This is a genomic window from Geosporobacter ferrireducens (assembly GCF_001750685.1).
In the GTDB taxonomy this organism is placed as follows: Bacteria; Bacillota; Clostridia; order Peptostreptococcales; family Thermotaleaceae; genus Geosporobacter; species Geosporobacter ferrireducens.
Genome location: NZ_CP017269.1, coordinates 1,931,614 through 1,958,100 on the forward strand (window position 1 = coordinate 1,931,614; position 26,487 = coordinate 1,958,100).

The 26,487-nt window shown below is 40.0% G+C and carries 21 protein-coding genes and 8 tRNA genes; 5 read left to right on the plus strand and 24 right to left on the minus strand.

Annotation, left to right across the window (positions count from 1 at the left end):
- Nucleotides 1-33: 33 nt before the first annotated feature.
- The 6 genes from Gferi_RS09370 to Gferi_RS09395 all read right to left on the minus strand — a co-directional run bounded on the left by Gferi_RS09370 (nt 34) and on the right by Gferi_RS09395 (nt 8,988).
- Nucleotides 34-1,125: a GGDEF domain-containing response regulator gene (locus tag Gferi_RS09370; protein WP_069975831.1), complete on the minus strand. Its 1,092-nt coding sequence runs from the start codon at nt 1,123-1,125 to the stop codon at nt 34-36.
- Between the two features lie 539 nt (nt 1,126-1,664).
- On the minus strand, nt 1,665-2,213 hold the full coding sequence (gene lepB, locus Gferi_RS09375) for a signal peptidase I (protein ID WP_069975833.1): 549 nt from the start codon (nt 2,211-2,213) through the stop codon (nt 1,665-1,667).
- A 110-nt stretch (nt 2,214-2,323) separates the two neighbouring features.
- A complete protein-coding gene (locus tag Gferi_RS09380; protein ID WP_069975835.1) occupies nt 2,324-3,865 on the minus strand; it encodes a hypothetical protein in 1,542 nt (513 codons plus the stop codon).
- Nucleotides 3,866-4,053: 188 nt separating this feature from the next.
- Complete coding sequence (locus tag Gferi_RS09385) at nt 4,054-4,794, minus strand: PD-(D/E)XK nuclease family protein (RefSeq protein WP_069975837.1); 741 nt, start codon at nt 4,792-4,794, stop codon at nt 4,054-4,056.
- Nucleotides 4,791-6,965 (minus strand): ATP-dependent helicase, encoded by a 2,175-nt coding sequence (locus tag Gferi_RS09390; RefSeq protein WP_069975839.1) that lies wholly within the window; start codon nt 6,963-6,965, stop codon nt 4,791-4,793. Before Gferi_RS09390 ends, Gferi_RS09385 begins: the two co-directional genes overlap by 4 nt.
- Nucleotides 6,925-8,988 carry a hypothetical protein gene (locus Gferi_RS09395; protein WP_069975841.1) on the minus strand — a complete coding sequence of 688 codons (2,064 nt, stop codon included), beginning with the start codon at nt 8,986-8,988 and terminating at the stop codon, nt 6,925-6,927. Before Gferi_RS09395 ends, Gferi_RS09390 begins: the two co-directional genes overlap by 41 nt.
- Before the next feature lie 190 nt (nt 8,989-9,178).
- Here Gferi_RS09395 and recJ point away from each other — a divergent pair, with 190 nt between their 5' ends.
- The 3 genes from recJ (at nt 9,179) to Gferi_RS09410 (ending at nt 13,396) form a co-directional block, all read left to right on the plus strand.
- On the plus strand, nt 9,179-10,897 hold the full coding sequence (recJ, locus tag Gferi_RS09400; protein ID WP_069975843.1) for a single-stranded-DNA-specific exonuclease RecJ: 1,719 nt from the start codon (nt 9,179-9,181) through the stop codon (nt 10,895-10,897).
- A gap of 160 nt (nt 10,898-11,057) precedes the next feature.
- Nucleotides 11,058-12,788: an NADH-dependent [FeFe] hydrogenase, group A6 gene (locus Gferi_RS09405; RefSeq protein ID WP_069975845.1), complete on the plus strand. Its 1,731-nt coding sequence runs from the start codon at nt 11,058-11,060 to the stop codon at nt 12,786-12,788.
- Nucleotides 12,789-12,898: 110 nt separating this feature from the next.
- Nucleotides 12,899-13,396, plus strand: a complete 498-nt coding sequence (locus Gferi_RS09410; RefSeq protein ID WP_069975847.1) for a hypothetical protein — start codon at nt 12,899-12,901, stop codon at nt 13,394-13,396.
- Between the two features lie 134 nt (nt 13,397-13,530).
- Here the strand turns inward: Gferi_RS09410 and Gferi_RS09415 are convergent, their stop codons facing one another.
- Nucleotides 13,531-14,820 (minus strand): stalk domain-containing protein, encoded by a 1,290-nt coding sequence (locus Gferi_RS09415; RefSeq protein WP_069975849.1) that lies wholly within the window; start codon nt 14,818-14,820, stop codon nt 13,531-13,533.
- A 173-nt stretch (nt 14,821-14,993) separates the two neighbouring features.
- Here Gferi_RS09415 and Gferi_RS28075 point away from each other — a divergent pair, with 173 nt between their 5' ends.
- Nucleotides 14,994-15,134 (plus strand): hypothetical protein, encoded by a 141-nt coding sequence (locus Gferi_RS28075; RefSeq protein WP_156782359.1) that lies wholly within the window; start codon nt 14,994-14,996, stop codon nt 15,132-15,134.
- Between the two features lie 733 nt (nt 15,135-15,867).
- Here Gferi_RS28075 and Gferi_RS09420 read toward each other — a convergent pair.
- From Gferi_RS09420 to Gferi_RS09495, 16 genes are all read right to left on the minus strand, one after another.
- A tRNA-Arg gene (locus Gferi_RS09420) sits at nt 15,868-15,944 on the minus strand.
- A 9-nt stretch (nt 15,945-15,953) separates the two neighbouring features.
- Nucleotides 15,954-16,030, minus strand: a tRNA-Arg gene (locus Gferi_RS09425).
- Nucleotides 16,031-16,040: 10 nt separating this feature from the next.
- Nucleotides 16,041-16,114, minus strand: a tRNA-Gly gene (locus Gferi_RS09430).
- A 7-nt stretch (nt 16,115-16,121) separates the two neighbouring features.
- A tRNA-Leu gene (locus Gferi_RS09435) sits at nt 16,122-16,204 on the minus strand.
- Nucleotides 16,205-16,218: 14 nt separating this feature from the next.
- Nucleotides 16,219-16,294 (minus strand) — tRNA-Lys (locus Gferi_RS09440).
- Between the two features lie 4 nt (nt 16,295-16,298).
- Nucleotides 16,299-16,374: transfer RNA gene (locus tag Gferi_RS09445), tRNA-Gln, on the minus strand.
- 10 nt (nt 16,375-16,384) lie between these two features.
- Nucleotides 16,385-16,460, minus strand: a tRNA-His gene (locus Gferi_RS09450).
- A 169-nt stretch (nt 16,461-16,629) separates the two neighbouring features.
- Nucleotides 16,630-16,706, minus strand: a tRNA-Pro gene (locus tag Gferi_RS09455).
- A 208-nt stretch (nt 16,707-16,914) separates the two neighbouring features.
- On the minus strand, nt 16,915-17,388 hold the full coding sequence (locus Gferi_RS09460; RefSeq protein ID WP_069975851.1) for a metallophosphoesterase family protein: 474 nt from the start codon (nt 17,386-17,388) through the stop codon (nt 16,915-16,917).
- Entirely contained in the window at nt 17,366-17,998 is a 633-nt protein-coding gene (locus tag Gferi_RS09465) for an XTP/dITP diphosphatase (RefSeq protein ID WP_069975853.1), read from the minus strand. The genes Gferi_RS09460 and Gferi_RS09465 overlap by 23 nt, the downstream gene beginning before the upstream one ends.
- A complete protein-coding gene (rph, locus tag Gferi_RS09470) occupies nt 17,988-18,770 on the minus strand; it encodes a ribonuclease PH (RefSeq protein WP_069975855.1) in 783 nt (260 codons plus the stop codon). The genes Gferi_RS09465 and rph overlap by 11 nt, the downstream gene beginning before the upstream one ends.
- Nucleotides 18,771-18,939: 169 nt before the next feature.
- Nucleotides 18,940-19,959, minus strand: coding sequence for a GerMN domain-containing protein (locus Gferi_RS09475; protein ID WP_069975857.1), 1,020 nt, complete (start codon nt 19,957-19,959; stop codon nt 18,940-18,942).
- A gap of 128 nt (nt 19,960-20,087) precedes the next feature.
- Nucleotides 20,088-20,609, minus strand: a complete 522-nt coding sequence (locus tag Gferi_RS09480; RefSeq protein WP_179948119.1) for a DUF2179 domain-containing protein — start codon at nt 20,607-20,609, stop codon at nt 20,088-20,090.
- A 149-nt stretch (nt 20,610-20,758) separates the two neighbouring features.
- On the minus strand, nt 20,759-22,864 hold the full coding sequence (locus Gferi_RS09485) for an N-acetylmuramoyl-L-alanine amidase family protein (protein WP_069975861.1): 2,106 nt from the start codon (nt 22,862-22,864) through the stop codon (nt 20,759-20,761).
- A gap of 204 nt (nt 22,865-23,068) precedes the next feature.
- On the minus strand, nt 23,069-24,052 hold the full coding sequence (locus tag Gferi_RS09490; protein WP_069975863.1) for an AIR synthase family protein: 984 nt from the start codon (nt 24,050-24,052) through the stop codon (nt 23,069-23,071).
- Between the two features lie 53 nt (nt 24,053-24,105).
- Nucleotides 24,106-24,696 carry a hypothetical protein gene (locus tag Gferi_RS09495; protein ID WP_069975865.1) on the minus strand — a complete coding sequence of 197 codons (591 nt, stop codon included), beginning with the start codon at nt 24,694-24,696 and terminating at the stop codon, nt 24,106-24,108.
- Between the two features lie 152 nt (nt 24,697-24,848).
- On the opposite strand from Gferi_RS09495, the gene Gferi_RS28080 reads away from it, so the two are divergent.
- The gene (locus Gferi_RS28080; RefSeq protein ID WP_156782360.1) at nt 24,849-25,019 is read left to right on the plus strand and encodes a hydroxymyristoyl-ACP dehydratase; all 171 of its coding nucleotides are present in this window, start codon (nt 24,849-24,851) and stop codon (nt 25,017-25,019) included.
- Between the two features lie 57 nt (nt 25,020-25,076).
- Here Gferi_RS28080 and Gferi_RS09500 read toward each other — a convergent pair whose 3' ends face one another.
- A complete protein-coding gene (locus Gferi_RS09500; protein ID WP_069975867.1) occupies nt 25,077-26,459 on the minus strand; it encodes a hypothetical protein in 1,383 nt (460 codons plus the stop codon).
- Nucleotides 26,460-26,487 lie beyond the last annotated feature (28 nt).

A 26,487-nucleotide genomic window follows, 5' to 3' on the forward strand; every position in this document is an offset into this window, starting at 1 on the left:
CAGATCAATAGCCAAGGATTTCTTTCTCCTTGGCTATTGATATAAGTTATTGATATTATTCGCTAGCAGAATATTCTTTACTTCATCCTTTGTAATACGAAGTCTTTCCATCATCTTATCGATTTCCTCCAGGGCATCCTTTCCTTCAAAGGCCTCATTCCGTAACAGAGTTGTAATAAATAAATCTGCCATTTTTTTATGATAATGCCCCTTCTCATTCAGTTTGTTTTCGTACATTTTTTTGTCTGCACGATGAAAGATCTGATAAACATCTTCTGATGTATTTATACTGGTATTAGACCCTATGGACATGCTGATCGTTATAAATGGATTATCTTCATTGTAAGCTTCCAGCGCCATTAATAGCTCTCGCTTTTTATTGTTACAGGTTTCTTCATCCATACCGGGCAGTAGAATACCAAATTCGTCTCCGCCTAATCTGGCAATGATATCTCCTTTTCGAAAGGGTTTGCAAATGATCTCTGCAGCACTCTTTATCAATCTATCTCCAGCGGTATGGCCTAATATATCATTAACAATTTTTACGCCATCCAAATCTATCACCATAATGCTAATTGCAGAATATCTTTCGCGATCTTTGTTGATTCGCTCCAATTCTTGATCAAAAAACATACGATTATAGATCCCTGTTAGACTATCATGACAGCCTAGGTGGCGAATCAGTTCCATTTCCCGGTTAAGATCTTCGTTTACCTTTATTAAGGCTTTCTTTTGTTCATGACTTTTTAATGCATTTCTTACTTTTAGAGGCAGTACGATATCGGTCTGTTCCTTGGATAGTGGACGGGTTACATAATCATAAACCCCCATTTCCAGGGCTTTTTGAATACTCTCAATCTCATCAGCAGCAGAAAATACAATGACAGGAATCTCCTTATGCTGCGCATCGGCCTTTATCTGCCTCAAGAATGAAAATCCATCCATAACCGGCATAATTAGATCCAGTATAATAAGATCTATATTTTCACGATCCATAATCTCCAGTGCTATTTTTCCATTATCCGCTTCAAAAAAGATCCCGCCTTCAACGTGCTTGTACAATATATCACGTATGATCCTGCGATTAAAAAGTGTATCATCTACAATTAGTATTTTCGACGTCATTACCATCACCTCTGTGTAGAATCAAGATTCTTCTTTTACTACGCATATAACGGAAATTTTTATTTCTACTCAGTCATTACACTAAAAAGGCCTATTCTATATAAATAACACTAAGTATATTACAGTCAGTCACAAAGTAGCGGAGTCAGGGGGACGGTTCGAGCGTCACCGAAGCATAGCGAAGGTCCGGAGGGAAGACGATGGAACTGTCCCCCTGGCGAAGCGGATGTAATTCACTTAGTGTGACTTATATAGAAACAAACTGCACAATATTTTAGTATTATTATGGTTTGATTCACTGGAAGTCCCGAGTTTTTCTAGGACTTTTTTCTCATTTCATATTAATACAAATTATAGCATATTTCTAAAAAATACACCACGATTTGTAAATTTTTTGAAATATATATTTGCTCTTTTTATAATGCAGTTTTATATTCTTAATATTTTGCTATGAATAAAAGTCCCGTCAGCAATATCAACTGCGGGACCTTTCCTATAGGTTTCGAAGATTACACATTCTAACAATTAAATGCCTAACCTTAATCAAGCTTTCCTATTTTTTCCACAGGCAGCACGCGAAAGATTGCCTTTCCTTGAACCATCTCCATGTCTACAGGACCAAAGCTCCTACTGTCCAAGCTATTGTCGCGATTATCGCCCATTACAAAGATCTGTCCCTCTGGGATTCTGTCAATCTCTATATCTCCAGAAGTGTATTCTCCATTTAAATAGGCTTCTTCCAATTGTTCCCCATTGACGTATACTTTGCCCTCCCGGATCATCAATGTATCCCCTGGTAGTGCAATAACACGCTTAATTAGATTTTTTGTTTTTCCTTGACGCAGTCTTTGAATAAAATTAAACTGCTGCAGTTCTGCTTCCGTATATTGAATATCTGTTTTAAAGGAAACAATATCCCCTCGCTCTACACTGTGTGTATTTCTTAAAATCAAATAATCACGCTCTACTAAAGTCGGATTCATTGAAACACTGTGAACTTCCAAGGGTGTAATAAAAAAAGTTATTGTAAAAGCAATGGCTAAAGCCATAGCAATTGTCTTTATCCATTCGATAATCTCTTTCTTCATAATAGACTTCCCTCCAGAACTTTATTGGAATTTATATACCCTTCTATTGTACCATAATAATAAAAAAAACTTACAGCTTTTCTTTACTGTAAGTTTCTTTTTCCTTACCATTATTTAAAACTATCCACTTCAATATCATCCAGCCACAGAACCGACGGAGCAGACAGGCTCATTTCCAATCTGTCTATAGAACCGATTCCATCCTCAATATTCAGCAGTTCCCATAGGTAGGCTCCGCTTGGCTGGTGCTGAATGTTTTTTTCGAAAACAATCCGATTTTTTTGTAACCCCTTTAAACGAATCTCTATAGGTTCAGCAGCATCTGCCATGATCCACATAGAGAAGAAACTTTGATCATTTAGAGAAAGATTTTTAAAGCTTATCTTTCTGGGTGAATCTATACTTCCTTCAATGCGTATCCCATAGTTTCCCGTTTTGTAAATATCATGATCTAAAGAAATGCCCTGGCTTGTATCATATTCCAAGTGGAGCTTGTCTAATCTTTCAACCTCCTCTAACGGATCAGATAAATCTTCTGCCTCACTATACTCGTCATTGACGTTGTTTCCCAGAATTATTTCTTCTTCGTACGGCTGGCTCCACTGCCCTTTTTCTCCCTTTACTTTTAAGCTGACTTTGTATATACCTGCTTCTGGAGAGGCAATCATAAGGTCTTTTGCCTTTGTACTTTCAATAATCTCCTCATTCTTTAGAACTTCCCAGATAGATTCTTTTAAATTATTTCCTGTACTCTTATTAACAAATTCCCAGCCTGTACTCGTCTCTATTCTTTCAAAATAGGCCACTGGCTCTACTAAAACATTCTCTTGCCGTCCTTCCAGCAATCCATATTTTGAAAGACCATAAGTCCCCAAGCCTAATGCCACCACCAAAAGAGCCATCTTCCCCAACATGCTTTTTCCCATGCGGGGCTGAGCTTTTTTCCTAAAAGAAGACTCTTCCCTTAGTGCAAGGCTCTTTCTACTCCCAGTACTTTGCTCGCCCATAGCCCATTGGTATAAATAGTAGCTTCGAAAAGCATGATAAATGTCCTCGATATCTTTATAGGTATGTTCCCCGTTCTCTAGCTTATGTATAAATTGGAGCATATCCTTATTCTCATCTTCCAGCGAAGATCCTGCTATAAGAATCTTTTTCATAACACCCGCAATCTTTTTGACTAACCCTTCAAAGGGCGTGTCCATCTCCAAATTTTTGTCTATCAAAATCAATTCACTTAAAAAAGGCTGGTGATTGTCTATCAATATCTGAGCTTCATCAATCAACATACTTTGCAAAGAATAATCCAGTTCCTTATATTTCACAATATCTCGCAGATAAGCAAATAGAATATTCATTCTCTTATGGATGCCCACATGGGTTTGATTGAAGTAATCTTCTAAGGGTTGTGCATCTTTAAAAGTGGTTACCAGAACAAACCCCTCTTCTACGATTTCCAAATGCAGAAGATTGCCCAGTGCATTTTCCAGCTTTTCTTTGTCCTTTTTCCACAGATCTCCTAAATCTCTCAATATATTGATGATCACGATCTCATGATCCCGATCCTTTACTGTACCGATGAATACTTTTTGATGGTCATTGCTCTGAAAGGTTTGCAGAATATTATACTTTTCGATGTAAGAAGCATCCATATATCTTTCACAGCCCTTCTGCCTGTCATTCCGATTTTCACTTCATTGCAAATTTACATAGGTTCCCAAAATCGGGAAGCTTTCCTGCTATAAGATTCATTGTACAGGAAAGCCTTAGATAATACAATTCTTCAATAGTTTCTTTCCATAGGCCTGTACTCCTATTTTCTCTTCAAAGCAAGCTTCCTTTACGCCTCCTGGTTGCATAAACTTTGAAATTCACAATATCTGCAACTTTTTTCAAAGCGCTCTCTATTCATCGGACAATCAAAGTCATAGACCTGCAGCTCCTGTATAATGTTCTTTATTTCTGCTTCATACTGCAGGTGTTTTTCTCTGGAATAAGGAACTTCTAGCCTTTTTGTCCCATACTGGGGCTGCCAGTAGATCATTTTTATTTTTTCATAATCTATAGGGCACCTGAGCAACCCCTGTGCATTTTCCATAAATAAATACATATATACCATAGTCTGTATCTTTTTTGCTACTTCAGCCATGCTCATCTGCCGCTCCTCTGTTTTCCAATCCCAAATTTCTACATCCCCATCTCCTTTCAAAACAATCAAATCGTATTTGGCTTGCAGCCGTACATCTCCTTTGATCATGCGCATCTCATATTCTGGAAGATATCGATGCTCTTCCTTTAGCGGAATCATTTCTTTCAATTGCTTAAGCCAAGTCTGAAGCTGTTCTCGATTTTCTACTGCCTCTGGTACATCGCAGGCAATACCGGAAAAATATCTTTCACAAAGCAGATGAAAATCTAGACCTACTTTCATATTTTCATAATACAAATCTGCACCTGGAAGTGCTTTCTTCCAGTGAAGACGCTCCACATATTTAAAACGAAACTTCTTAGGGCATTGTAGAAAAGTATTCAAGGAGTTCTGGCTATAATAAAAGGTTTCTTGCTTTCTCAAATCTATCATAGCTGTTTACTCCTTTGTGATCGAATATATTCGGCCAATCTTTGAAAGTAGTAGGATACTTCCTCAGATTTACCTTTTTCACCGTATTGTTGATGGGCTAAAAGAATCAAGAATTCCTTGGCTCTGGTGATTCCCACATACAGCAATCGGATTTTCTCCCTGATTACTTCCTCTTTAGCTTCTATTACAGGATTTTGGGGGCTTTCTCTTCCTAGCAATCGATCAATTTGTGCATTTCCTACAGCCGTAGGATTTTTATAATCCTCTTTCAGGTACCAGTATTCCGAACGGTTTTTATGGACAAGGGAGGATGGAAAATTATACTGGGTCAACCCGAGCAACATCACACAGTCCCACTCCAATCCCTTTGCTTTATGGTATGTACACACCGTAACGCGATCTGCATTCGGCTCATATTCCTGTAGATCATAGATTACCTCCGCAGCAGTCTTAAATATTTTACCGCCTTGATGCGTCAGCAGGTCTGCTATCTCACTGTAAGTAAGTCTTGGCTCCCTTGCCCTGCGGTTCCTAATAAAAAAGGCTACTGCTTCCGCCATAGCCTTTTCCTCTTTTTCAAAGGAAAGCAAATCTACAGCTTTCAAAATCAAATCTTCTATTCTTGTCTGCGGCAAATCCAGAATTCTTCTTATGCGCTCAATCTGCTTCCAAAATTCTTGACGGAGATTAGCAGAAATTAGTTGATTTACGGCTTTTTCCTCTTGTTCGGTTTCCCTTTGTTGATACAAAAACTGCTCTGGGTTATGTTTGCCCACCCAAGCCCACAGCTTCTCAGCTTCTTTTCCTTCTTTTCCCCCCATGAACTGCTGCAATAATTGCAAAAATTTATCTTTACTTTCTGGCTGTGCTAAATAATCCAACACCATTCCTAAGGTTCTAACTGGCCGCATCCGCTTCTCCGAAGTATTAGACAATTCATCATATTCAATTCCTTCTTTTTTCAGGACTGAAGCCATTGATTCCACATGATAGTTGGAAGGTACCAACAGTGCAGCTGTTTTATCAGGATATTTTTTTTTAAAGCCTTTTAATAAGCGTATTGCTCTATAAATTTCTCCATCCCAGCTATTTTCAATATAGCTATAGAGATGATATTCATTGAACTTCGGATTTTGTCCCCAGGGTCCTGCCGGCACCGGGCGAATATATTGTGCTGTTAACGCATCTCTGCAGCTTGGTTCTGGATGAGATTGACTGACATCCTGCACCAAAAAATTAGCCATCCCTATAATATCCGTTGAACTTCGATTGGCCATATCCATTGTGTGACAGTGTTGGGCTTGACTGCAGAATTCTTTAAAAAATACGGGATTCGATGCAGAAAAAGTTCCTGTAATGCTCTGATTTATATCTCCTACCCGGATGAGATTTCCATTTTTCTCTGAGAGCAATGACAGCAGTTTTCCCTGCAGCAGATTGGAATCCTGGCATTCATCTTCAAATATGTAAGTATACCGATTTTGATATCGTTCTCTGATCCTTGCATCCTGTTTCAGGACCTTGTAGGAAAAGTTCAATAGATCATCATAGTCAATATAGCCATTGCTCCGAAGCGCCTTATCATAAATGCCATAGATATTAGACACTGCTGTCAAAAGCGGCTCCCTCTGTTCTGCTGCCATTTTTTTAAAAGTGCCCGCACTGAGATCGTGGAGTTTTAGTTTGCTGATCAAAGCACCAGCAACTCCATGAAACCCATCCTTCCACTGTTTAAACCCCTTCTCCGTATGAAGAAAGCTTTTGAGAGAGTCCTCCCCACCTTGGTATAACCAATAAGCAAACCCCTGTTGCAAAAAAATATTTCTCTTTCCCTCATCTAGAATATCAAAATCCTCATGGAGTCCAATGGCATCGGGACACTCTTTTAGAATTCTCAGCGCTAAGCTGTGGATGGTCATGACTTCATAGTCACTCATATTGGAAAAACCTTTTTCCTCCAATAGTTTCCCAATCCTGCTTTTAAAATTATTGGCTGCACTCAGCATATAGGTTACAATCAGTAATTTTCCTGGCTTATGTTTTTGTTTTAATAAAATATCAGCAGCCAGATTGGCTATAATAAAGGTTTTTCCTGCTCCCGGTACAGCTGGTACTGCCATAGTACCTCCACTATAGGCCATAATCGATATTTGATCCTCTCGAAAGATCATGCAGTGCACCTCCTTTTGGGAGAATCTCGCCTAATGCCTCCGCCAATATGTTTTGCTGCTCATAACCCTGCTGTGAGTAGCTGCTGCTGTAGATATAAACTTGTCCGCTACATTTCTTCAACAGTCCATGCAGCAAAGCTATCAGTTGTTGTTTCCCCAGCTCTTCTTCTATCGTCTCCGTGTAAGGCGTAAACATATCCCAGGTATTTTTTAAAACTTGGGGATTTGTCAGTTCTTTTCTGATCCTATTGATCCATTTTCGGCTGCGAATATCTGTCCAAAGCTGGACTTTTCTTCTCCGATTGCTCATCAAATACCGAAAGGGTGTCGTCAGCAGTATACAGGATGCATCCATTCCATCTATTTCATCCATTGCAGCAGAGGAATCCAGCAAGTCTCCTTGAATAAAATCGAAGAACTTTTCCAGCGGATTCTTCATATGTTCAAAGACCTTAACAATATCGAAAAAGTTTTCTGTCCTGTCCGTCAGTAAAATTACAGAATTCATATGATCTTTTGCATGAGGAAGTTTAAATAAAACTTCTAAATAAGCCTTTCGAAAGAATTCATCCATCGTAGGTTTCTGATCCACAACCTGCATAACCCAGTGATATAAGGCTTGATATCTTTGCTGAATCTGTGGTTCTTCATGAAGTCTGCTAAAATGAATTGGATCCGCTAATGTTCTTTTCTTTAAAAAATCTCTCGCAATGGACGCTCCTTTTACTGGGTTGGTTCCTAATATATTCATGAAAAAAATACGATAATCATCCTCTGTCAATTGACTGTTATCTGGTCTATAGCAAATATCCGCCAAAAGGATCAGTACATGTACAAAGGGATTTTCCACTAATTTTTCTCTTTCTTCTGTATCCAACACTTGAAGATTCTTTCTCGCTGCCAACTTTTTCAGTTCGTGGCGAAGCAGCAAATCATTTTCGGGAGACAAGATACAGATTTCATGGGGTTCTATCCCCTGCTCCAACAAAACTTCGATTTTATCAATTATTTTTTCTACCATCTCCATATGTAACTGAGCAGAATCATCAAGGTCAGCCGATATAAAGAAATTGGAATTTTCTTTTGTTTCATATAAAATAGCATTTTCCAGCAAACCAGCTAGTTTTACCAGGCTTTCTTCATGATCAAAATAGTCCTCTAGCTTCACATGCTCCCTTTCTATATCGAAGTGTTTCACCTGATAAAGAAGATCTGCTCCATACTGTACAGCACTTCCTCCTTCGGAGTTATAGAAAAGATAGCTCATTTCAGCATGAGGTATCAGCAGTTTCAATAAGTCGATTTCTGCAGGGCAAGCTTCTTCCGCATTATCTATCAGCAGGTATTTGATTCGCCTTTTTAAGCTGTTCTGATAAGTATCCTCCTCCAATAGATACTGATGATAGATAGAAATGCTCAGGCCTTCATCTAAAACCCCTTTTTCCAAAAAACTATCTATGTAATGTTGAAGAATCTCTTCGATCTCACCAAACAATTGTTTCTCAAACAAATCTCCAGTTCCCAACCCCAAGGAGAGTCTCTTTCCGATTTCCTCAAAGGGGATTCTAGACAAGGCGGCTTGACGAATATTTGATGTCAGCAACCTGCATATCTGGTGGGCTGGTGCATTGATATCCAACAGATATCCTTTTTTTCCTCTAAAGTGCTCCACCAGCAGCTTCATCATGAAATGGGCCATATCAGCAGATGCATAGGTAGGCCTTAGCAATCCTTTTTTTATGAAAGGACAGTTTTTTAAAATCAACGGCCAATACAAGTTTAGCTCTTTTTGAATAAAACTGCTGTAAGTATGATGACGTAGCGCCCCAGCCTGGCTAAGAACCATCGATGCTCTCCAAGTTAATCCTTGATCCCGATTCATATAGAGTACCAGAATCTCTTCACTGGGTATTTTTTCAACTCCGACCATATGATGATACTTCTCTATGGCTAAGGTTGTTTTCCCAGTAGCTCTTTTTCCTTCAATCATCACACAGTTTTTGTCAAACTGATTGAACAGCATTTTTTCTTTTATAGCATTATAACGGATGGTCCTCACCTCCTAGGATATATATTAACATATTACCAGACTCGCCTGCATTTTCCTTTTTTAATCTTTCGACAAAAGTTTTATCGTCACTCTCCCGTTGAAATCTTAAGCTTTTTATGGTAGCATAAGCTTTACAGCATAGCTTATATGGGAGGTTTTTTTTATGGTTGAAACCCTATGGAAATTTCATGATATAGATTCAAAATTTATTCCTCTACAAAATGGTATAAACCCTATCGTACAAAAAGTACTATTTTACAAGGGAATCACTGAAGCTGCAGAGATGGAGGAATTTCTTTCACCGAAGCCTAAAAAAACCTATAATCCATTCTTAATGAGAAATATGGAAGAAGCTTCAGCACTAATCCTTCAATATATTCGCGAAAAAAAGAACATCTGGATTTATGGTGATTATGACGTAGACGGTGTAGCGAGCATCGCTTTATTGATGGACTTTTTAAGTCGTTTTACAGATCATCTTCATTACTACATTCCCTTGAGAGCAGAGGAAGGCTACGGCCTAAACTGCGACGCCATTCAGGAAATTAAAAATAATGGAGCTGATTTGATTATCACGGTAGATTGTGGATCTACTTCCGTTAAAGAAGTAGCTTTAGCCAAATCCCTGGGGATGGAAATCATCATCACAGATCACCATAACCTTTCAGAGGAAAAGCCAGACTGTTTGATTCTCAATCCCAAACAGGAGGACTGTCCATATCCCTTCAAGCTTCTCTGCGGCTGTGGCATTGCTTTTAAGCTCGCCCAAGCATTGCAGAAAAAACTGGATGCCCCTAAAACCTGTCTGAATGAGATCTTGGACTTAGTGGCTCTGGCTACAGTAGCCGATGTTGTTCCACTGATCGACGAAAACCGTACCATGCTGAAATACGGCCTACAGCGAATGACCCATACGACCCGTCATGGACTAAACTTTTTGATCCAATCCATTGGCCTCGGTGGAAAAAAAATCACCGCCTATCATATTGGATATATCCTAGGGCCTCATTTTAATGCCAGCGGAAGAATTGATGATGCACGGGCAGGAGTAGAGCTGCTTCTTGCTAAGGAACCGGATAAAATTGTGGCTCTTACCCAGCACCTGATCGCCTGCAATGACGAACGGAAGCTGATACAAGATCAAGGACTGGAACTGTGCCGTGAAAGGGTTGAAAAAGAATATCAAGATGACCTGTTTTTAGTAGTAGATTCCGGCATTACCCATGAGGGTGTCATCGGTATTATTGCTGGAAGAATCCGGGATATTTATTATAAACCAACGCTTGTAGTCACTGAAGCCGCTGAAGAAGGAATTTTAAAGGGAAGTGGCCGCAGTATTGAAGGGTTGGATATTTATGAAGAATTAAAAAAGTGTGCAGATCTCTTTCTGAAGTTTGGCGGTCATAAGAATGCCTGTGGATTTTCTATAGAGAAAGATAAATTAAATCTGCTTCGCCAGCGGCTGAATCTGCAGGCCCGGGAAATCATAGAAAATACGCCGGATATTTTTAGGAAATCATTAAAAATTTATGGTATTGTAACGCCGCCGGAGATCACAGAAAAACTGGTCGAGGATTTAGAACGCATAGAGCCTTATGGCATGGGTAATGAAAAGCCTCTTTTCCTGATACCCAATCTAAAAGCTCCTGCGCCATCTGATCTTTTGTTCATGGGAAAATCTAAAGAACATATCAAATTGAGAGGTATTTCTGGAAATAAAGGAACCATGGATGCAATTGGCTTCGGGTTGGCTGACTTCTATATAAATCATTTAAACAACCCTGCCGCATTGGACCTGCTGGGTTTTCCCTGCTTCAATGAATGGAATGGTCATAAAAGCATTCAATTTATGATTAGTGACATGAAAAGAAGCAGTCTATAATATTTATAGTAATATACTGATTTATCAATGCCGTGAAAGCTTATCCTTTCACGGCTTTTAACTAAAAAAAAGTTTTTTAGTTAAAAAAGTATCAAAGGAAATTCTTCATTTATGTTGAATATTTAGCATAATATGAGTTTTATTAAAAGGGGGATATACATTGCATAGGGTAAAAGTAGTAATTAATGAAAAAGAAGTTTTGGTTCCGGAAGGAAGTACAATCCTTGAAGCCTGTAGAGGTATCGACGTATGGATTCCAGCATTATGCTACCATCCCGATCTAAAGCCAGGGTCAAACTGTAAAATATGTAGTGTAGAAGTGGAGGGAATAGAGAATCTTGTTGAATCATGCTCTACTGCTATTCGTGAGGGTATGATTATTCGAACGCAAACAGAGAAAATCCACGCAAAAAGAGAGGAAATCCTCTCAACAATCTTAGAAAATCATCCGAATGATTGCTTAACTTGTATGAAAGCTTCAGGTGATTGCGAGCTGCAAAATCTATGCTATGTCATGGATGTAACCAGAGAAGATCATTCATTCCAGAATAAAATCGTTGAAACATATATAGATCAGTCTAGTGATGCCATCGTAAGGGATATGAATAAATGCATTTTATGTGAGCGATGTATTCAAATGTGTGAAGAGGTTCAGGGAATCGGTGTCTATACATTGACAGAACAGGATGGCAGAAAACTTATTGTGACAAAAGACGGAAAACCCTTATCAGAGACAAATTGTATAAACTGCGGCCAGTGTGTAAAAGTCTGTCCCGTTGGTGCCCTTCATGAAAAAAGTGCGATTCATGATGCTTATAAGGCACTGAGAGATTCCCGTAAGCATGTAGTCGTTCAAGTTGCTCCTGCGATCAAAAATACTCTAGGAGAAGAATTTGGCCTGGCACCTGGAACCGATGTAACTGGAAAAGTCGTTGCAGCACTAAAAAGACTAGGTGCTGATAAGGTTTTTAATACCGACTTCTCAGCGGATGTCACGATCATGGAAGAGGGTACAGAGCTGCTGCATCGACTAGAGGAAGGAAAAAATCTTCCCCTATTGACTTCCTGTTCTCCTGGTTGGGTAAAATTTGTAGAGCATAATTTTCCACAATTGCTCCCCAATGTGTCTTCTTGCAAATCTCCTCAACAGATGTTCGGTGCACTGGCAAAGTCCTACTATGCAGAAATAACGGGAATCAACCCACAAGATATTATCAGCATTTCCATTATGCCTTGTACAGCAAAGAAGTTTGAAGCGAGAAGGCCTGAAATGGAAGTTAATGGACTGCGGGATGTAGATATCGTTCTAACTACCAGAGAATTGGCTAAGCTTTTAAAATTACAGCAGGTTCCTTTCCTGCAATTAAAGGATGAAGCCTTCGACGAATTCTTAGGAACAGGTACTGGAGCCGCTAGAATTTTTGCAGCTTCCGGCGGCGTAATGGAAGCCGCCCTAAGAACGGTTGCCCATATTTTAACCAATGGAGAAATCAATACACTGGACTATCATGCAGTACGAGGTCTGGAAGGAACGAAGGAAGCAGAATTAGAAATCGCAGGAAAAAAATTAAAGGTAGCTATCGTAAATGGTACAATGCATGCAAAAAATCTATTTGAAAAGGTTGTATCAGGAGAAGCCGAATATCATTTTGTTGAAGTAATGGGCTGCCCCGGAGGATGTTTAGGCGGCGGCGGTGCTCCTATCCCGGACTATAAACAGACGAGGGAGCAGCGTAAAGAAGGTCTATACAATTCCGATAGCGCAAACACCATTCGGAGATCCCATGAAAATCCTGATGTGCAAAAGTTATATGATACCTACTTGACAGCACCGGGAAGCCATAAAGCCCACAAGCTGCTTCATACTCATTATACGGACCGCAGTAAGTAAATATTGATTCTATTATAAAAAGGCTGTATTTGAAAATTCAAATACAGCCTTCTTTTTGACAGGTATTCTTTTCGCCAAAATATTGCATAATAATATAATGGAGGTGAAATATGACCTTAAATACGCTTACAAAATTTTTAGAACGCTATGATTTGCCGTGGTTGCTGCTAGCGGTTATTTCTTGGATTATTCTCTATTTTTCTTCGAGGCACAGACCCTTTTTGAAACTGCTGCCGGCAGGTATATGGTCAGCAGTAGTAGGATATATATTAGAACGATTTTTTATTGTACATAAGTTCTGGGAAGATAAATATATAATGATCCATGTCGATGGTGTTGATCTATTTATCGTAATCGGCCCTTTCTTCGCAATTGGCATGTTATTGCTCCAATACCTGCCCAAGAGCACTTTCGGCCAGCTTGCAGCCGTTCTTCTTTGGTCCTTTTTTGCAACAGCAATAGAAATACTTGCCGTAAAATTGGGTTTTTTACACTTTACTCCTAGTAAATGGACCTATTTGCATTCTACATTGGCTTACTGTCTTGGGCTCATGAGTACCTTAGGTTTTTATTATACTTTAAAGCAGCCTGTCCATTTTAGGCGATGATCCAGTAAATATTGTTATATAAACTTATTCGTACAATACACGCCCTCCTTTTCCGCGAATACACTGATCAAAAGCTGATTTAATCAATATCTAAAAAGGCATGGAGTTTTGAACTGCTCCATGCCTTTTTAGATTTATTTTGGCGTATAAAAATTTTGTGTATAATAGGTTTGATAGGAGCCGCCAAAATGTACACCTACTCCAAGTCGTGTACAGCTTCCTAATATATTGGCTCTATGTCCCGCCGAATTCATCCACCCTTCGTGGGCAAAAATTGCACTGGATTGACCCGCCGCAATGTTTTCTGCAGCCATTCGATAGACAATTCCATCCGCCGTCATTCGGTCAAAGGGACTTTCATTTCTTTTATTGTTGTGATCAAAATACTGATTTGCTGCCATATCCGAACTGTGCTTTCTAGCCGTACCGGAAATCTTCTCATCCCACTTAAAGGTTGTCAGATTATTTCTAGCCCGAATGGCATTTGCCAAATCAAATACCTGTTTTTCAAAGCTCTCCTTTAGTTGATCACTGGGCTTAGCATAGAAAGACTTCATGTTCTCCTCTACATTTTTTTCAACTAGCTGAATCGCAGTAACCGTGGTCTGATTGTGCAAGTCATAGAATATGGTTGCATAGTAATCGTTCATTAAATAGACATCCGCCTGGCTTCCATGATTGAGCTGAAAAAGCGTATTTCCTTTACGGATGCTAGAAAGTCCTTTTCCAAATAATTTGTTCACATGATCCTTTTTCGTTCCAATCTGAATTCCCTGTTTTGATTTCCAATTATCCGCATTGGTGTATAATCCTACAACCTTTTGATTTTCAATTCCTACCTGAATGTATTTATTATAATCTTTATTATAAATATACCATATAAAGCCATATTCACTTTGATCTTTCCTTGCCGGCTGACCTAGTTGGCGGAGCACATGATCTTCAGCATCTCCAATACCAATTTCCTGAAACCTAAACTCTTTATCCGTAGATAAAAGAACCTCGCTGTTAATGATTACTTTTTTCTGAACTGCATCCCAGTCTACTTTTGCACCCAGGCTCTCTCCAATGAAGCGGAGGGGTACTAGCGTTCGATTATTGATTATGGTTCCCGGTACATCCAAAAGCTTTTGCTTTCCATTTACAGTTGCATAGTTGCTCCCAATGGTCAGTATGATTTCTTGATTTTCTTTATGGGCAGTAACGGTTTTTGTTTTGCCATCCCACTCTACCTCAGCCCCTAAAGACTCAAACACAGCACGCATTGGCGCCAGCGTTCTCCCTTGAATGATCACTGGGGGTACATCTACCGCTAACAACTGTCCATCTATAGTGATCTCTACTGTTTCTACAGCAAAAACAAATCCTGTACTCAAAAAAAAGACAAGAAGAACTGCTGCTAACAAAAATCTACATCGTTTCATATGATCGCTCCTTTATTTAAAACTCAAATTGCTATATAATCATATTAGCTAAAACTACGCAATTTCCTTCCGGTACAAAATTCCATTCTATTGATTCCATAAGTCCTTGAATAAAGCATTTTTTCAAGGGTATCTTATAGATAAATCTATATAAAATGAAGGAGGTTCTTAATTTGGAAACCCAACGCATATGTATTGACTTTACTGACCAGGAACTGTCGGAAATACAAAAAGCTGCTGATAACCACGAAATGAAACTCGAGGTGTTTGTAAAGGAGCTTATATGGTTTGCCATGAAGCCGCCTAACCAGTAAATCTAATATCTCCGTAATAGTATGTACGTGATGCTTCTATTATTTAGGGCCCCTTGCCACTAATGAAGCATATAAAACATGATATATAAAAAGCCTTGTAAACATACTTGCTTACAAGGCTTTTATTATTGGTGGATGCTTCTTGAGAGAGTGCTTGTTATAAAAATAAGAATAAAACTATTAAAAATGTCTACTAAAAGGTTTACAATACTGTCACTTTTGATATAATATAACCCTAAAAGGTAATCGAATCCGCAAGATGCGGTTGCCACAGAAGCGTTAAAGTTTATCTAATCACTCTGCGTGCCAGGCAGGGTGATTTACTTTTTTGGGTTATTATCCCTATCTATATCTCTTCTTATTAATCAGCTTTGGCTTAGAAAGATAATTTCTATTTCAACTTATATGCTCCTTTCTAAGATTAATCTTTTAATTCTTCTAATTTTTGCTATCATCTGGCTATTTATATTCATTGAAAATGAATATCGCAAATTGTAAAGAATACACCATGAACTGGCGACCTTCGGTCGCCAGTTTTTCACGATAGAATCCTAAATTGCGAATCAATTTATCTTCATTATATTATCGTTATATGGCCGTCTAAATGAAGTTTATTAAGGTCCAATTACCTGGATTATTACTATGCCTTGTTCCTCTGTCCCCCAAAATGAGTTATATAAACATAACAAAAATGGAAATTCCTTGCAAATATTAGTATTTGCAAGGAATTGATTGGTGCACCCTGAGGGACTCGAACCCCCGACCAACTGGTTCGAAGCCAGCGACTCTATCCGACTGAGCTAAGGGTGCATATTTATATGGTGAGCCCACAGGGATTCGAACCCCGGACACACGGCTTAGAAGGCCGTTGCTCTATCCAACTGAGCTATGAGCCCACAGATATAATGGAGCGGATGATGGGAATCGAACCCACGCTATCAGCTTGGAAGGCTGAAGTTCTACCATTGAACTACATCCGCATGCTTTTGGTGCGGGCAAAGGGATTCGAACCCCCACGGTTTCCCGCTAGAACCTGAATCTAGTGCGTCTGCCAATTCCGCCATGCCCGCATGCCTAATTTTTTTGGTGACCCATCCGCGGCTCGAACGCGGGACACCTTGATTAAAAGTCAAGTGCTCTACCTGCTGAGCTAATGGGTCATAATGGCTGGGGTAGCTGGACTCGAACCAACGAATGCCAGAGTCAAAGTCTGGTGCCTTACCGACTTGGCTATACCCCAATGAAATAATTGGGGTGGCTGATGGGAATCGAACCCACGAATGCAGGAGCCACAATCCTGTGTCTTAACCGCTTGACTACAGCCACCATGTACTGGCTGTCCATAGGGCTATCTCTATGGACCCGCGACCTGAAAGGCTGTTGATCTGAAATACCGTTGCATTCATAACAGCAATTCTTTTGTATCAACAGGATATTATAATACCATGTTTCTTAAATCCTGTCAATAGATCTTTGCCTTCCAGTTTTTATCAAATGGTCGGGGTGACAGGATTTGAACCTGCGACCCTCTAGTCCCGAACCAGATGCGCTACCAAGCTGCGCTACACCCCGATCTGACTGACAAAATATAGTATACTCCATATTTCACCAAAGGTCAAAAATTGCTACACAGAATGTACATTGATTTTTTCTCTATTTCCATGGTTTTTCTCATGGAATGGCATTCTTTCACTTCATTTCTTTCACTATTGCCTTTATTCGCTTTTTCCTTCCATAGTATAGACCACTATTTTCAGTATTATACTTGATTTTCTAAAAGTTACAGGGCTGCAATTTCACTCCGAATCTCCCCGTCACGGATTTCTATTAATCCGAAGGAGGCTTTGGATCCACCCCTTGGCAGTGTAACACTTCCAGGGTTGAGAATTAAAAGCTCTGGTTTTTTTATGTTTACCGGTATATGGGTATGCCCATAGAGAGCCACTTTACATCCCAGTTCTAAAGCACGATAAAACAAGCGATTCAATCCCGTCTTAACCTCATACTGGTGTCCGTGGACTAGAAAAATTCGCGTTCCTTCCAAATCCAGCACCAGCTCGTCCTCTCCCACGGAACCGCGATCACAGTTACCTCTAATCATAAGTATATTGACATCCGAGTGTTCCTTCAAAGCAATTCCATCCTCATAATGATCTCCTAAATGGATCAGTAAGTCGATATGCCCCATTTTTGTCAAAGCTAATTTTGCGCCTTGCAAATCTCCATGGGTATCACTGATGATTCCGATCTTCACGCAACTTTCCTCCTACAATTTGTTTCAGCTCTTCCTGCAGTTTTTCTAAAGCCTTCGCCCGGTGGCTAATCTTATTCTTAATTTCCTCTCCCAACTCTGCAAAAGTCTTCCCGTATTCCGGTACAATGAAGAGGGGATCATAGCCGAAACCATGGTCTCCTTTTGGCTCAAACCCAATCATACCGGAGCATTCCCCCCGCACACTAACCTTTCTTCCATCGGGAAAAGCAAGGGAAATGACAGATACAAATCGTCCCTGACGCTTGTCCATTGGAACTTCCTGCAGCCGTTCCAATAGTTTCTCGTTATTCTTCTGATCATTGGCCCCTTCCCCTGAAAACCTAGCCGAATATACACCTGGCTGATTGTCTAATATATCTACTTCCAGACCCGAGTCATCGGCCAAAGCAATGCAGTTTGTCACCATCATCACAGCGTCTGCCTTTTTCATAGAATTCTCTTCGAAGGTTTCCCCGTCTTCCACTACATCTAAGTTTGTAAGACCGGCCTCATCCATAGATAAAATGTTGAAATTAAAAGCACTTAAAATGTCTTTAATCTCTTCAATCTTATGTTTGTTTTTAGATGCAATCACCAGTTTATTCTTCATAGCCCTCGCCCTCTTTCTTCATCTGCTTTGTTGTGCTGCCAATCAGTTCTGCCACCTGCCCCAACACAGCTTTCTGTTTTTGTATCAATTCCTCATTACCCTTTTCTCCCAGTTCCAGCAACTGCAGCAATTCTTCACGGCTAAACGGAGCCTCTTCTCCTGTTCCCTGCAGTTCAACAAATTCCTTTTTATCCGTCATGATAATGTTCATATCTACCTTTGCCTTAGCGTCTTCCTCATAGCATAAGTCCAGTACAGGCAAGTCCTCTACAATCCCTACACTCACCGCTGATACAAAGCTATTGATGGGGAATTTTTTTATTTGCTGGGTCTCATAGAGCTTATAGACAGCCTCTGCTAAAGCCACAAATGCGCCTGTAATCGAAGCTGTTCTCGTTCCTCCATCTGCTTGAATCACATCACAATCAATCCAGATGGTTTTCTCCCCTAAGTCTTCCAATTGAATAACGGAACGTAAAGCCCGACCAATCAAACGCTGAATTTCCTGTGTTCTTCCCTCAACCTTCCCCCTGCTGGATTCCCTTACCTTCCGTACCTGCGTAGACCGTGGCAGCATGGAGTATTCCGCAGTAATCCATCCGCTTCCGCTCCCCTTTAGAAAAGGTGGTACACGGTCCTCAATCGATGCTGTACAAATCACTTTTGTATTTCCCATCTCTATCAGTACAGATCCTTCAGCATAAGCTAAATAATCTTTTGTTATCTTTACCGGTCTAAGTTCTGACACACTTCTCCCGTCAAATCTTCCCATAATGATCTTCCTCTCTTTTGTTGTTTGTTATAACATATTCTACCATATTCTTTTAAGGATTACATCTCGGATTATTTTAACCTTTTTTCTACGGATTTATTTTCTACAGTCACGCAGAAAATTAAAGATATAGAAAAAGCCGGGAGTTTTCCCGGCCCTGCCTCATATGCTAATATTGATTTGCAAAGGTTGGTACTGCTACAGGCTCTTCTTTGCTGACAGTCCCCAAATCTATTTCTTTTCCGTTAGAAAGGATTTTTACACCTGTCAAATCCCTGTATTGCTCCCGTATGGTTAGAGCAATAGCTTTTGCCACTTCTTGACCTACTTCCTTATTGCTTTCCAGTTGTTTGATTCTATCATTAAAGTTTATATATGCAATTCCATTGCTCACATCTACACCAATGACTTGTGCCCCCTCGGGAATTTGGCTGTAGAGTCCCATGCCAGATGGAGGTCCTTCCACCAAAGCATCTAAAGCATCCAATACATTTACCGGCGTATTATCTAGCTTCTCAATATTTTTGGTTACAGGCACAAAATAGGTCTCCATGCCATTGATAGTGCCTTCATAATAAACAATCACTTTCTGATTTCCTGGTGTTGCACTAACATAATTTATATTATCCCTTGTAATAGGCTTATCTGTTTTCATACCAAACTTCAGTGTCTTCTGCACCTGTCCTTCGATAATAATCTGCACGCTGTCAATGGTGATAAATTCTGTCAATGTATAGACAACAGCCTTTACCAATGCTTCTTCTTCATCCTTGCTTGCATAATTTAAGAAGTCAGAAGTAAAGTCTACTTTACACAACCCGTTGACAATATTCATACCACGAACTTCCGTATTCGCAGGGATAACAGGAGTCAACCCGATTCCCTCAATATCTTTTCGGTTGGCAGGATTATCCACCAGCGCACCGAGTGTAGCCTTTGCAATCCCCTCTGTCCATGGTATTTTACGCATAACAGGAATTAAAAATCCCTTATCATCTTTATAATATAGCACTGTATCCCTAAGCTGAACATCTCCATCTTGTATCTCGCTGCTGGTGACAATCTGCGTTGCAGTTTTATCTTCTTTATCGAACAGGCCTTTGACCAAGCTTATTGGACTCTTACATCCTGCTAGGCTTATCATTATGCAAAAGACGAGAATCACTGCTAGTATTCTCCTGTGCTTCATGGACAAAACCCCCTAACCAATAGTCTTTATAAAATTATATTAGTTAAGGGGGCAGACTATGTCTAATTTATTTGAAAACCTTGTCTTCTTTTTATAGGATTGATATATTCAACACAGATAAAAATCTTTTATTTTCTTTTCATCCGATCCATATATCCACCACGAATATTTTGGGTATCTAAAACCGTAATAAATGCATCCTTATCGTATTCCTCCAGTATGGTATATAGTTTTCTCAATGCGCTTCTTTTCAACATAATATTTAAGATATGCTTAATACCATTTTTCCCATAGCCTTGCACTACTGTTACTCCGAAACCTTGCTCCCGCAGCAGTTCTACCAGCTGCCCCTCATCCTGTCGTGTAATCACCTGCACCGATACATTTCCCAGTGCCATTTTTCCTTCAATAAAAATTCCCACCATCTGCCCTGTTCCAAAACCAAGGGAATAGGCGATTAGATTACCGATATTGTCCAACTGTCCCATGATTTTTGTCAAGACGGATATATATATAAACACTTCTATTGCCCCAAGGCAAGCTGCTTGAAGTTTCTTGCCGCGAACCATCAAGAGGGTTCGTACAACTGAAATTGATACATCCAATACTCTTGCTGAAAAAATTAAAAGATAGCCTAACAATAACTCCATAATATCCCTCCTCCTTATTCTCTATTTACTATATTACCACACTTATGCTACAACCTGACAGATTCATGACACATATTTTCCAACCAGTTTCGCCTTTTTCTTGAAAGAAAAGGAAAATGCGGCATTTCTGCCGCATCTGCATTGCTTATTTATTTGCCTAGTACTTCATTAAAATATCTTGTAATCCCGTTAAATAAAGCTTGGGCACACTTTTGACGGTATTCCTCTGTTGCAGCTAGAGATTCCTCTTGGGCATTGGTGATAAAAGCCAGTTCTGCCAATACTGCAGGCATGTTTGTCTCCCGGATAACTACCAGGTTCGGCCGGTCTACGATATTGCGGTCCACTGCACCCATTTCCTTGATCATTTCCTGCTGCATCATTTGCGCAAAAGTCTTGTTATCTCTTTTTGTATCTGTTCCATTGTACAAGGTCTGTACGCCATTAATCTGGCTGCTGGGATGGGCATTGAAGTGTACGCTTACAAATACATCTGCATTCATACCATTCGCGATTCCAGCTCTTTCATAAAGGTCAATATATGTATCGTCTGTTCTCGTCATAATCGTTGTAAATCCTGCATCCTCCAGCAATTTATTCAATCGTAGGGATACATCCAAAGCCAAATCTTTTTCCTTCAATCCCAGCTTTGGACTGACGGCACCAGGATCTTTTCCTCCGTGTCCAGGATCGAGTACAACAATTCCTCCGCTGTATTTTGGCTCCTCCTTTGACTCCTCCAATGAAAGATTTTCAAAGAGTATACTGATTCTATCGCCTACCCCGGCAGATGTCAGGAGTCTATAATCGGTTCCCGCCGCCAGTTTTAGCCGGATAACATAACTTTCTTCATCAGACTTATCATCTATTTGGATATATTCAATAATATTGTCTGCTGTATTTAAACGCATACTCTGTAATTCTGCCAGCTGTTTTGGTACCGTTACCACATATTCACTGTTCCAGGAATCATAGTCTGCATCGAAACTTCCTTTTGCCGTCAGCTGTAAATTAAATACAGAGCGGTTATAGGCTTCCTTCCGATAATCAATATCTTTTAAAGGCTTGGCTTGGAAGTAGATTAGGAGGTTATTTCCGTCCTCTTCAACATGAATATTTTCCGTAGTCTGCCCTTCTTCCAAATCCAGCACAATTCTAACGATCTTATCATCAGGATTGTAGTTGCTGTCTGGTGCAAAAGGTGCCATTCTAACCTTTTTCACACCGCCTTTGGCAATGTTGATTTCTCTGCTGTCTGTCTTTAATTGAGCATTCAATATGTCTACTACCATTCGGTCTCCTAAATCAAGGGTATTATATACAGGAGAGTCCTCGGTATAAACGACAATTGCATCGGTGTTATTCTTCTTTTCTAACTTAACCTGCTTTATACCATTTAAAAATTGAACCCTTATTTCATTTTTTGCTTTGTCAAAGTGAATATTGTATCCCTTTGGTACATCCAGATCAAAAACAATTCGAGCTATTTCCCTAGGTGCAGGCTCGAAAAGGGATGCTCGTACACCGCGGATACCATTTTGTCCAATGTTTTTACTGACTGCACCTGAAGCATCCACAATGGATCGATCCTGCATATTCAACTGAACATTTGGAAGGTCTAATACTAAACGGTCGGTTCCGCCGACTTTACTTCCTTCCAGATAGAATGACGAAATCCCTACTTGCCCTGTAGTTTTAATAATAATCTGTGGAAGCCGGCTATCGGTATCATAATCAATTGCCAGTACAGACTGTTTGGGAAAGTCTACAGTTGCTGTTGTCGTTTGGGAAATCCAATTGACATCCATTCCCAGCTGCTCAGATATGAATCGAAGCGGTACCATGGTTCTAAAGTTATCCTTATAGCCTAATAGTTTAGCAGGCACCTGATCTGGCAATGTTACTTTCTTTCCATTTACAAGGGCTGTAGGACTATCGATTTGCAATACGATGGTCTTGTCTGCCATTGTGATGGTAGCCTTACGTTCTTTCTGATTCCATTCAATTTTTGCTCCTAGATTTTCAACAACAAATGCAATGGGTACCAATGTACGGTTGTTAAAAAGCATCGTAGGTACATCTGTTACTACATCTTTGCCACCCATCAGTAGATTCACCACAGTTATGTCATAGCTTTTTTTTGTCACTCCGTCCACAACCCGGATCGATGTGGCCTCCGATTTGGCAGCAAAGGCGGTAGAGTAAGTACTTAGTACAAAAGTAAATACAAGTAAAAACGCTATAAATCTTTTCATCTTTCGTCCCCCTATTGTGATTACCTTACCTCCCTTGTTGCTACAGTCTTCTGTTTTTCGACAATTTTACCTAATTCTCCTATTATGTAGTTGCTGTGGTATATTTCGACAATATTGTCCTATACTTATAGTTATATAACGCCGAGTGACTTATGTCAACTTTATTCACAGAATTGTAACTGAGATGTAATATGCGTAATAGTACTAAATAACCTTAAACAATTCATCACGCTCAGGCGGCTCAACAACTGTTTTTCTGCTGTCTTTTACAAGGTATCGCCCACTTTCGACAATTTCACCAATAACCGCTGCAGGTATTCCTCTTTCTCTCAGCTTTTCCAGTAATTCCTTTTCTTTTTCTTTCTCTACGGTCATGAGCATGCAGCCGCTGGAAATTAGCTTTAGCGGATCTATTTGAAAAAAACTGCATATTTTCTCAGTCTCCGGTGCAATGGGAATTTCATCCTCATATAGGTGCGCTCCAACCTTCGATGCTTCACAGAGTTCCCACAGCGCGCCTAAAAGTCCGCCCTCCGTAACATCATGCATGCTGGATACTCCTACTTCTCCGGCAATCTTACCTTCCGGTATAACGCTGATCTGATCTACCATTTTTTTCGCCGCTTCTATTACTGGCGACCCTAATTCTTTTTTCAAGCGTTCTTCATGATCATAGGCAAGAATAGCCGTTCCTTCCAAACCTGCAGATTTTGTCATCAAGATTGCATTCCCTATTTTTGCCCCTTGAGACAAAACAACTTTATCTTTCCGCTGCCTGCCAATGGCGGTAGCAGAAACAATAATACGATTGACCGCAGAAGTAATTTCCGTATGCCCGCCTATGATTTCTACCTGTAATGCCGCTGCCGTTTCGCTAGCCTGCTCCATTACCTGGCGAATTTCTTCAACAGCAGTCCCTTCCGGCGCCATAATCGTCAGAAGGAGTCCCAAGGGTTCTACGCCACTGGAGGCAATATCATTACAGGAGATATGCACTGCCAGTCTGCCTACTTCATTAGCAGCACCGGTGATCGGGTCTGTGGACAATACGCAGGCATATTCTCCAAAATCCACTACAGCGCAGTCTTCGCCAATATTCGGTCGTACCATAACTTCCTCTCTATGATAAGTAATTTTATTTAGTACGATTTGTCGTAATGTCTCTGTATCCAGCTTTCCAGCTTTCATCAAAATGCCTCCTTTTGTCATGTCCTCTCTATTCTCCATTATATACCAAATTTCTATCTACAACAACAAAAACGGGCCTTCCAAGCATTTATATTCATCATCCGGTGATCGGAAATAATATATTTCAATTCTATATCCTCTGGAGCAATATCATGCAGAATAAGTACTTCTGCATCATATCGTTCCTCCTGATCATACCGATGGATCAGATTCTCTGTAAAACTGTGGGAGGTATTCCAGTATTTCAATAACAGTTCTCTTCCTTCCGTTTGCAGATATTGAACACAGGGAGCATATTCTTTCAAATTTTGCAGTACAAAAGGTTCGTAGATTTGATTTGCATAATTTTCATTAGCAATCCAACATTTTTCCGGATGAATTTTTATGGCAAGGATCGCTGTATGGGAATGAAATTTATGATCATCAGGATAGTTTAAGCTGCCAAAAATGGCTTTGCTCCGAACCACCCAAGAAGGCACCCATTCCGGCTTCAGTGCATCAATCATTCCATGAAATTCATAATATCGGGTATGATAGGATAGCTTGCCATCAAATTGAATGCCATGCAGCAATGTGTTTTCCAAATCATGAATGCTGATGATATGATAAATCCTCCCGGTTTCTTGGTAATCTTTAAAAATCATAAGATCACATCCTTTGTAAGTATTTAGTGATATTATTATTTTATATTCTCGATTTTTATGATTTCCTATACCCTTCCAAATTCATCGGTATACATTATTTTCAAGTCATGAAATCTTTATTTATTCAGATACTAGAATTAGGAGGGGATTTCATGATGAATATCAATTGTTCACTAAATTGTTTTTTTCAAAATGATGGAAAATGTACCCTGACCCATATTCGTACTGCATCTTCAACACCCCACCCAGAATGTCTCCACTATATAGATAAAGCAACTGCATACGCCATGACTGTACAACAGGCGTATATCCCAAAACAATAGAAGAAGCTGTTAACCCTTTGGCTAACAGCTTAAAAGATCTTTTTCTAAAAATAGCTCTTATATTAAAAACATGGCTACAATAGTCGTAACGATTAATCCCGTCACAACTGGAATAAAGTTGCGTCTTGCCAGGTCCATCGGTAAAACCCTGCAGATTGCTGCAGCCGGGATCAGTCCCCAAGGTACCAGGGTACCGCCGCCTACCCAAATGGCGCCAATCTGTCCTAATGCTGCCAGCACAGCTATACTTCCATTGACAGCTGTACCAAATACCTTCGCTAAAGATCCTGCCAAAGACATTCCGGAAAATCCCGATCCATCCAAGCCCGTGATAGCACCTACCAACATTTCCATTGTAGCTACGACAGGACGGTTCATCGGTGCAATAGACGCCATAGCTACACCCATATCAGACAATATGCCCTGTGAACCCTCTGGCAGTGCATTGGCGCCTAATATTGCATGAACTGGATCTACTTCGCCCATATAGAAGAAGGCTGCTATTGGCAGAATGGGTCCAAAGATTTCCATACCAAACATAAAGCCTTCCCGTACGAATTTTGTAATCTTATCTAAGGCGCCCACCTTGTATTCTATTACGCAAATTGATGATAGTACCAATATGGCAGTTCCGCCGATCAATGCAGTTGCGTCACCACCACGGAGTTCAAATAAAAACATAGCTACAATATCTAGTCCAAAGGCAATAGGAACAAAGATTGACGCCAATTTTGCAATGGGCTTAACTTCTTTGGCTTCATTAAATTCGATATCCTCTAAGACAGGTTTTTCAATCAATCCTTTTTTCATATCCCGCTTTAATAAAATAAAGGCAGTAATGATTGTAACGAATCCCATGGTAAAAAATAATGGTGTTCCTTGTACCATGACAGCCTCTACAGGCACACCCGCAGCTGTGGCTGTGATGGTAGGGGCTCCTTGGATCACATAGTCACTGGATAGGGCTAAACCATGTCCAAAGAGATTGATAGCCATTGCCACGCCGATTGCCGGCAGTCCGACTCTCAGTGCTACAGGCAGCAGTACTGCTCCAACCAATGCCGTCGCCGGTGACGGCCAAAAAAACCACGATACCACAAGCATAACTAAACCAGTAAACCAGAAGGCAACATCAGGCGTTTTGATAAATTTTGTAAAGGGTGCTACCATGAGCCTATTGGCACCGATTTCCTCCAACAGCTTTGACATAGCTACGATACACGAGATAACAACAATAATACCCAGTAGTTCTCTTCCAGCTACAATGAGCCCATCAAAAACTGCAATAGTTGCACCCATGATGCTGTTTTTCGCTACAAACCCCATTAAAAATACACCCAGTATGCAGGGAATAATGGTATCTTTTCGAAGGAGCATAACAGTTAAGATTACCAGTACCATGATAACATATACCCAATGAAGCAGGGTTAACTGTACCATAAGGATACCTCCTTTATTTTTGACTTAT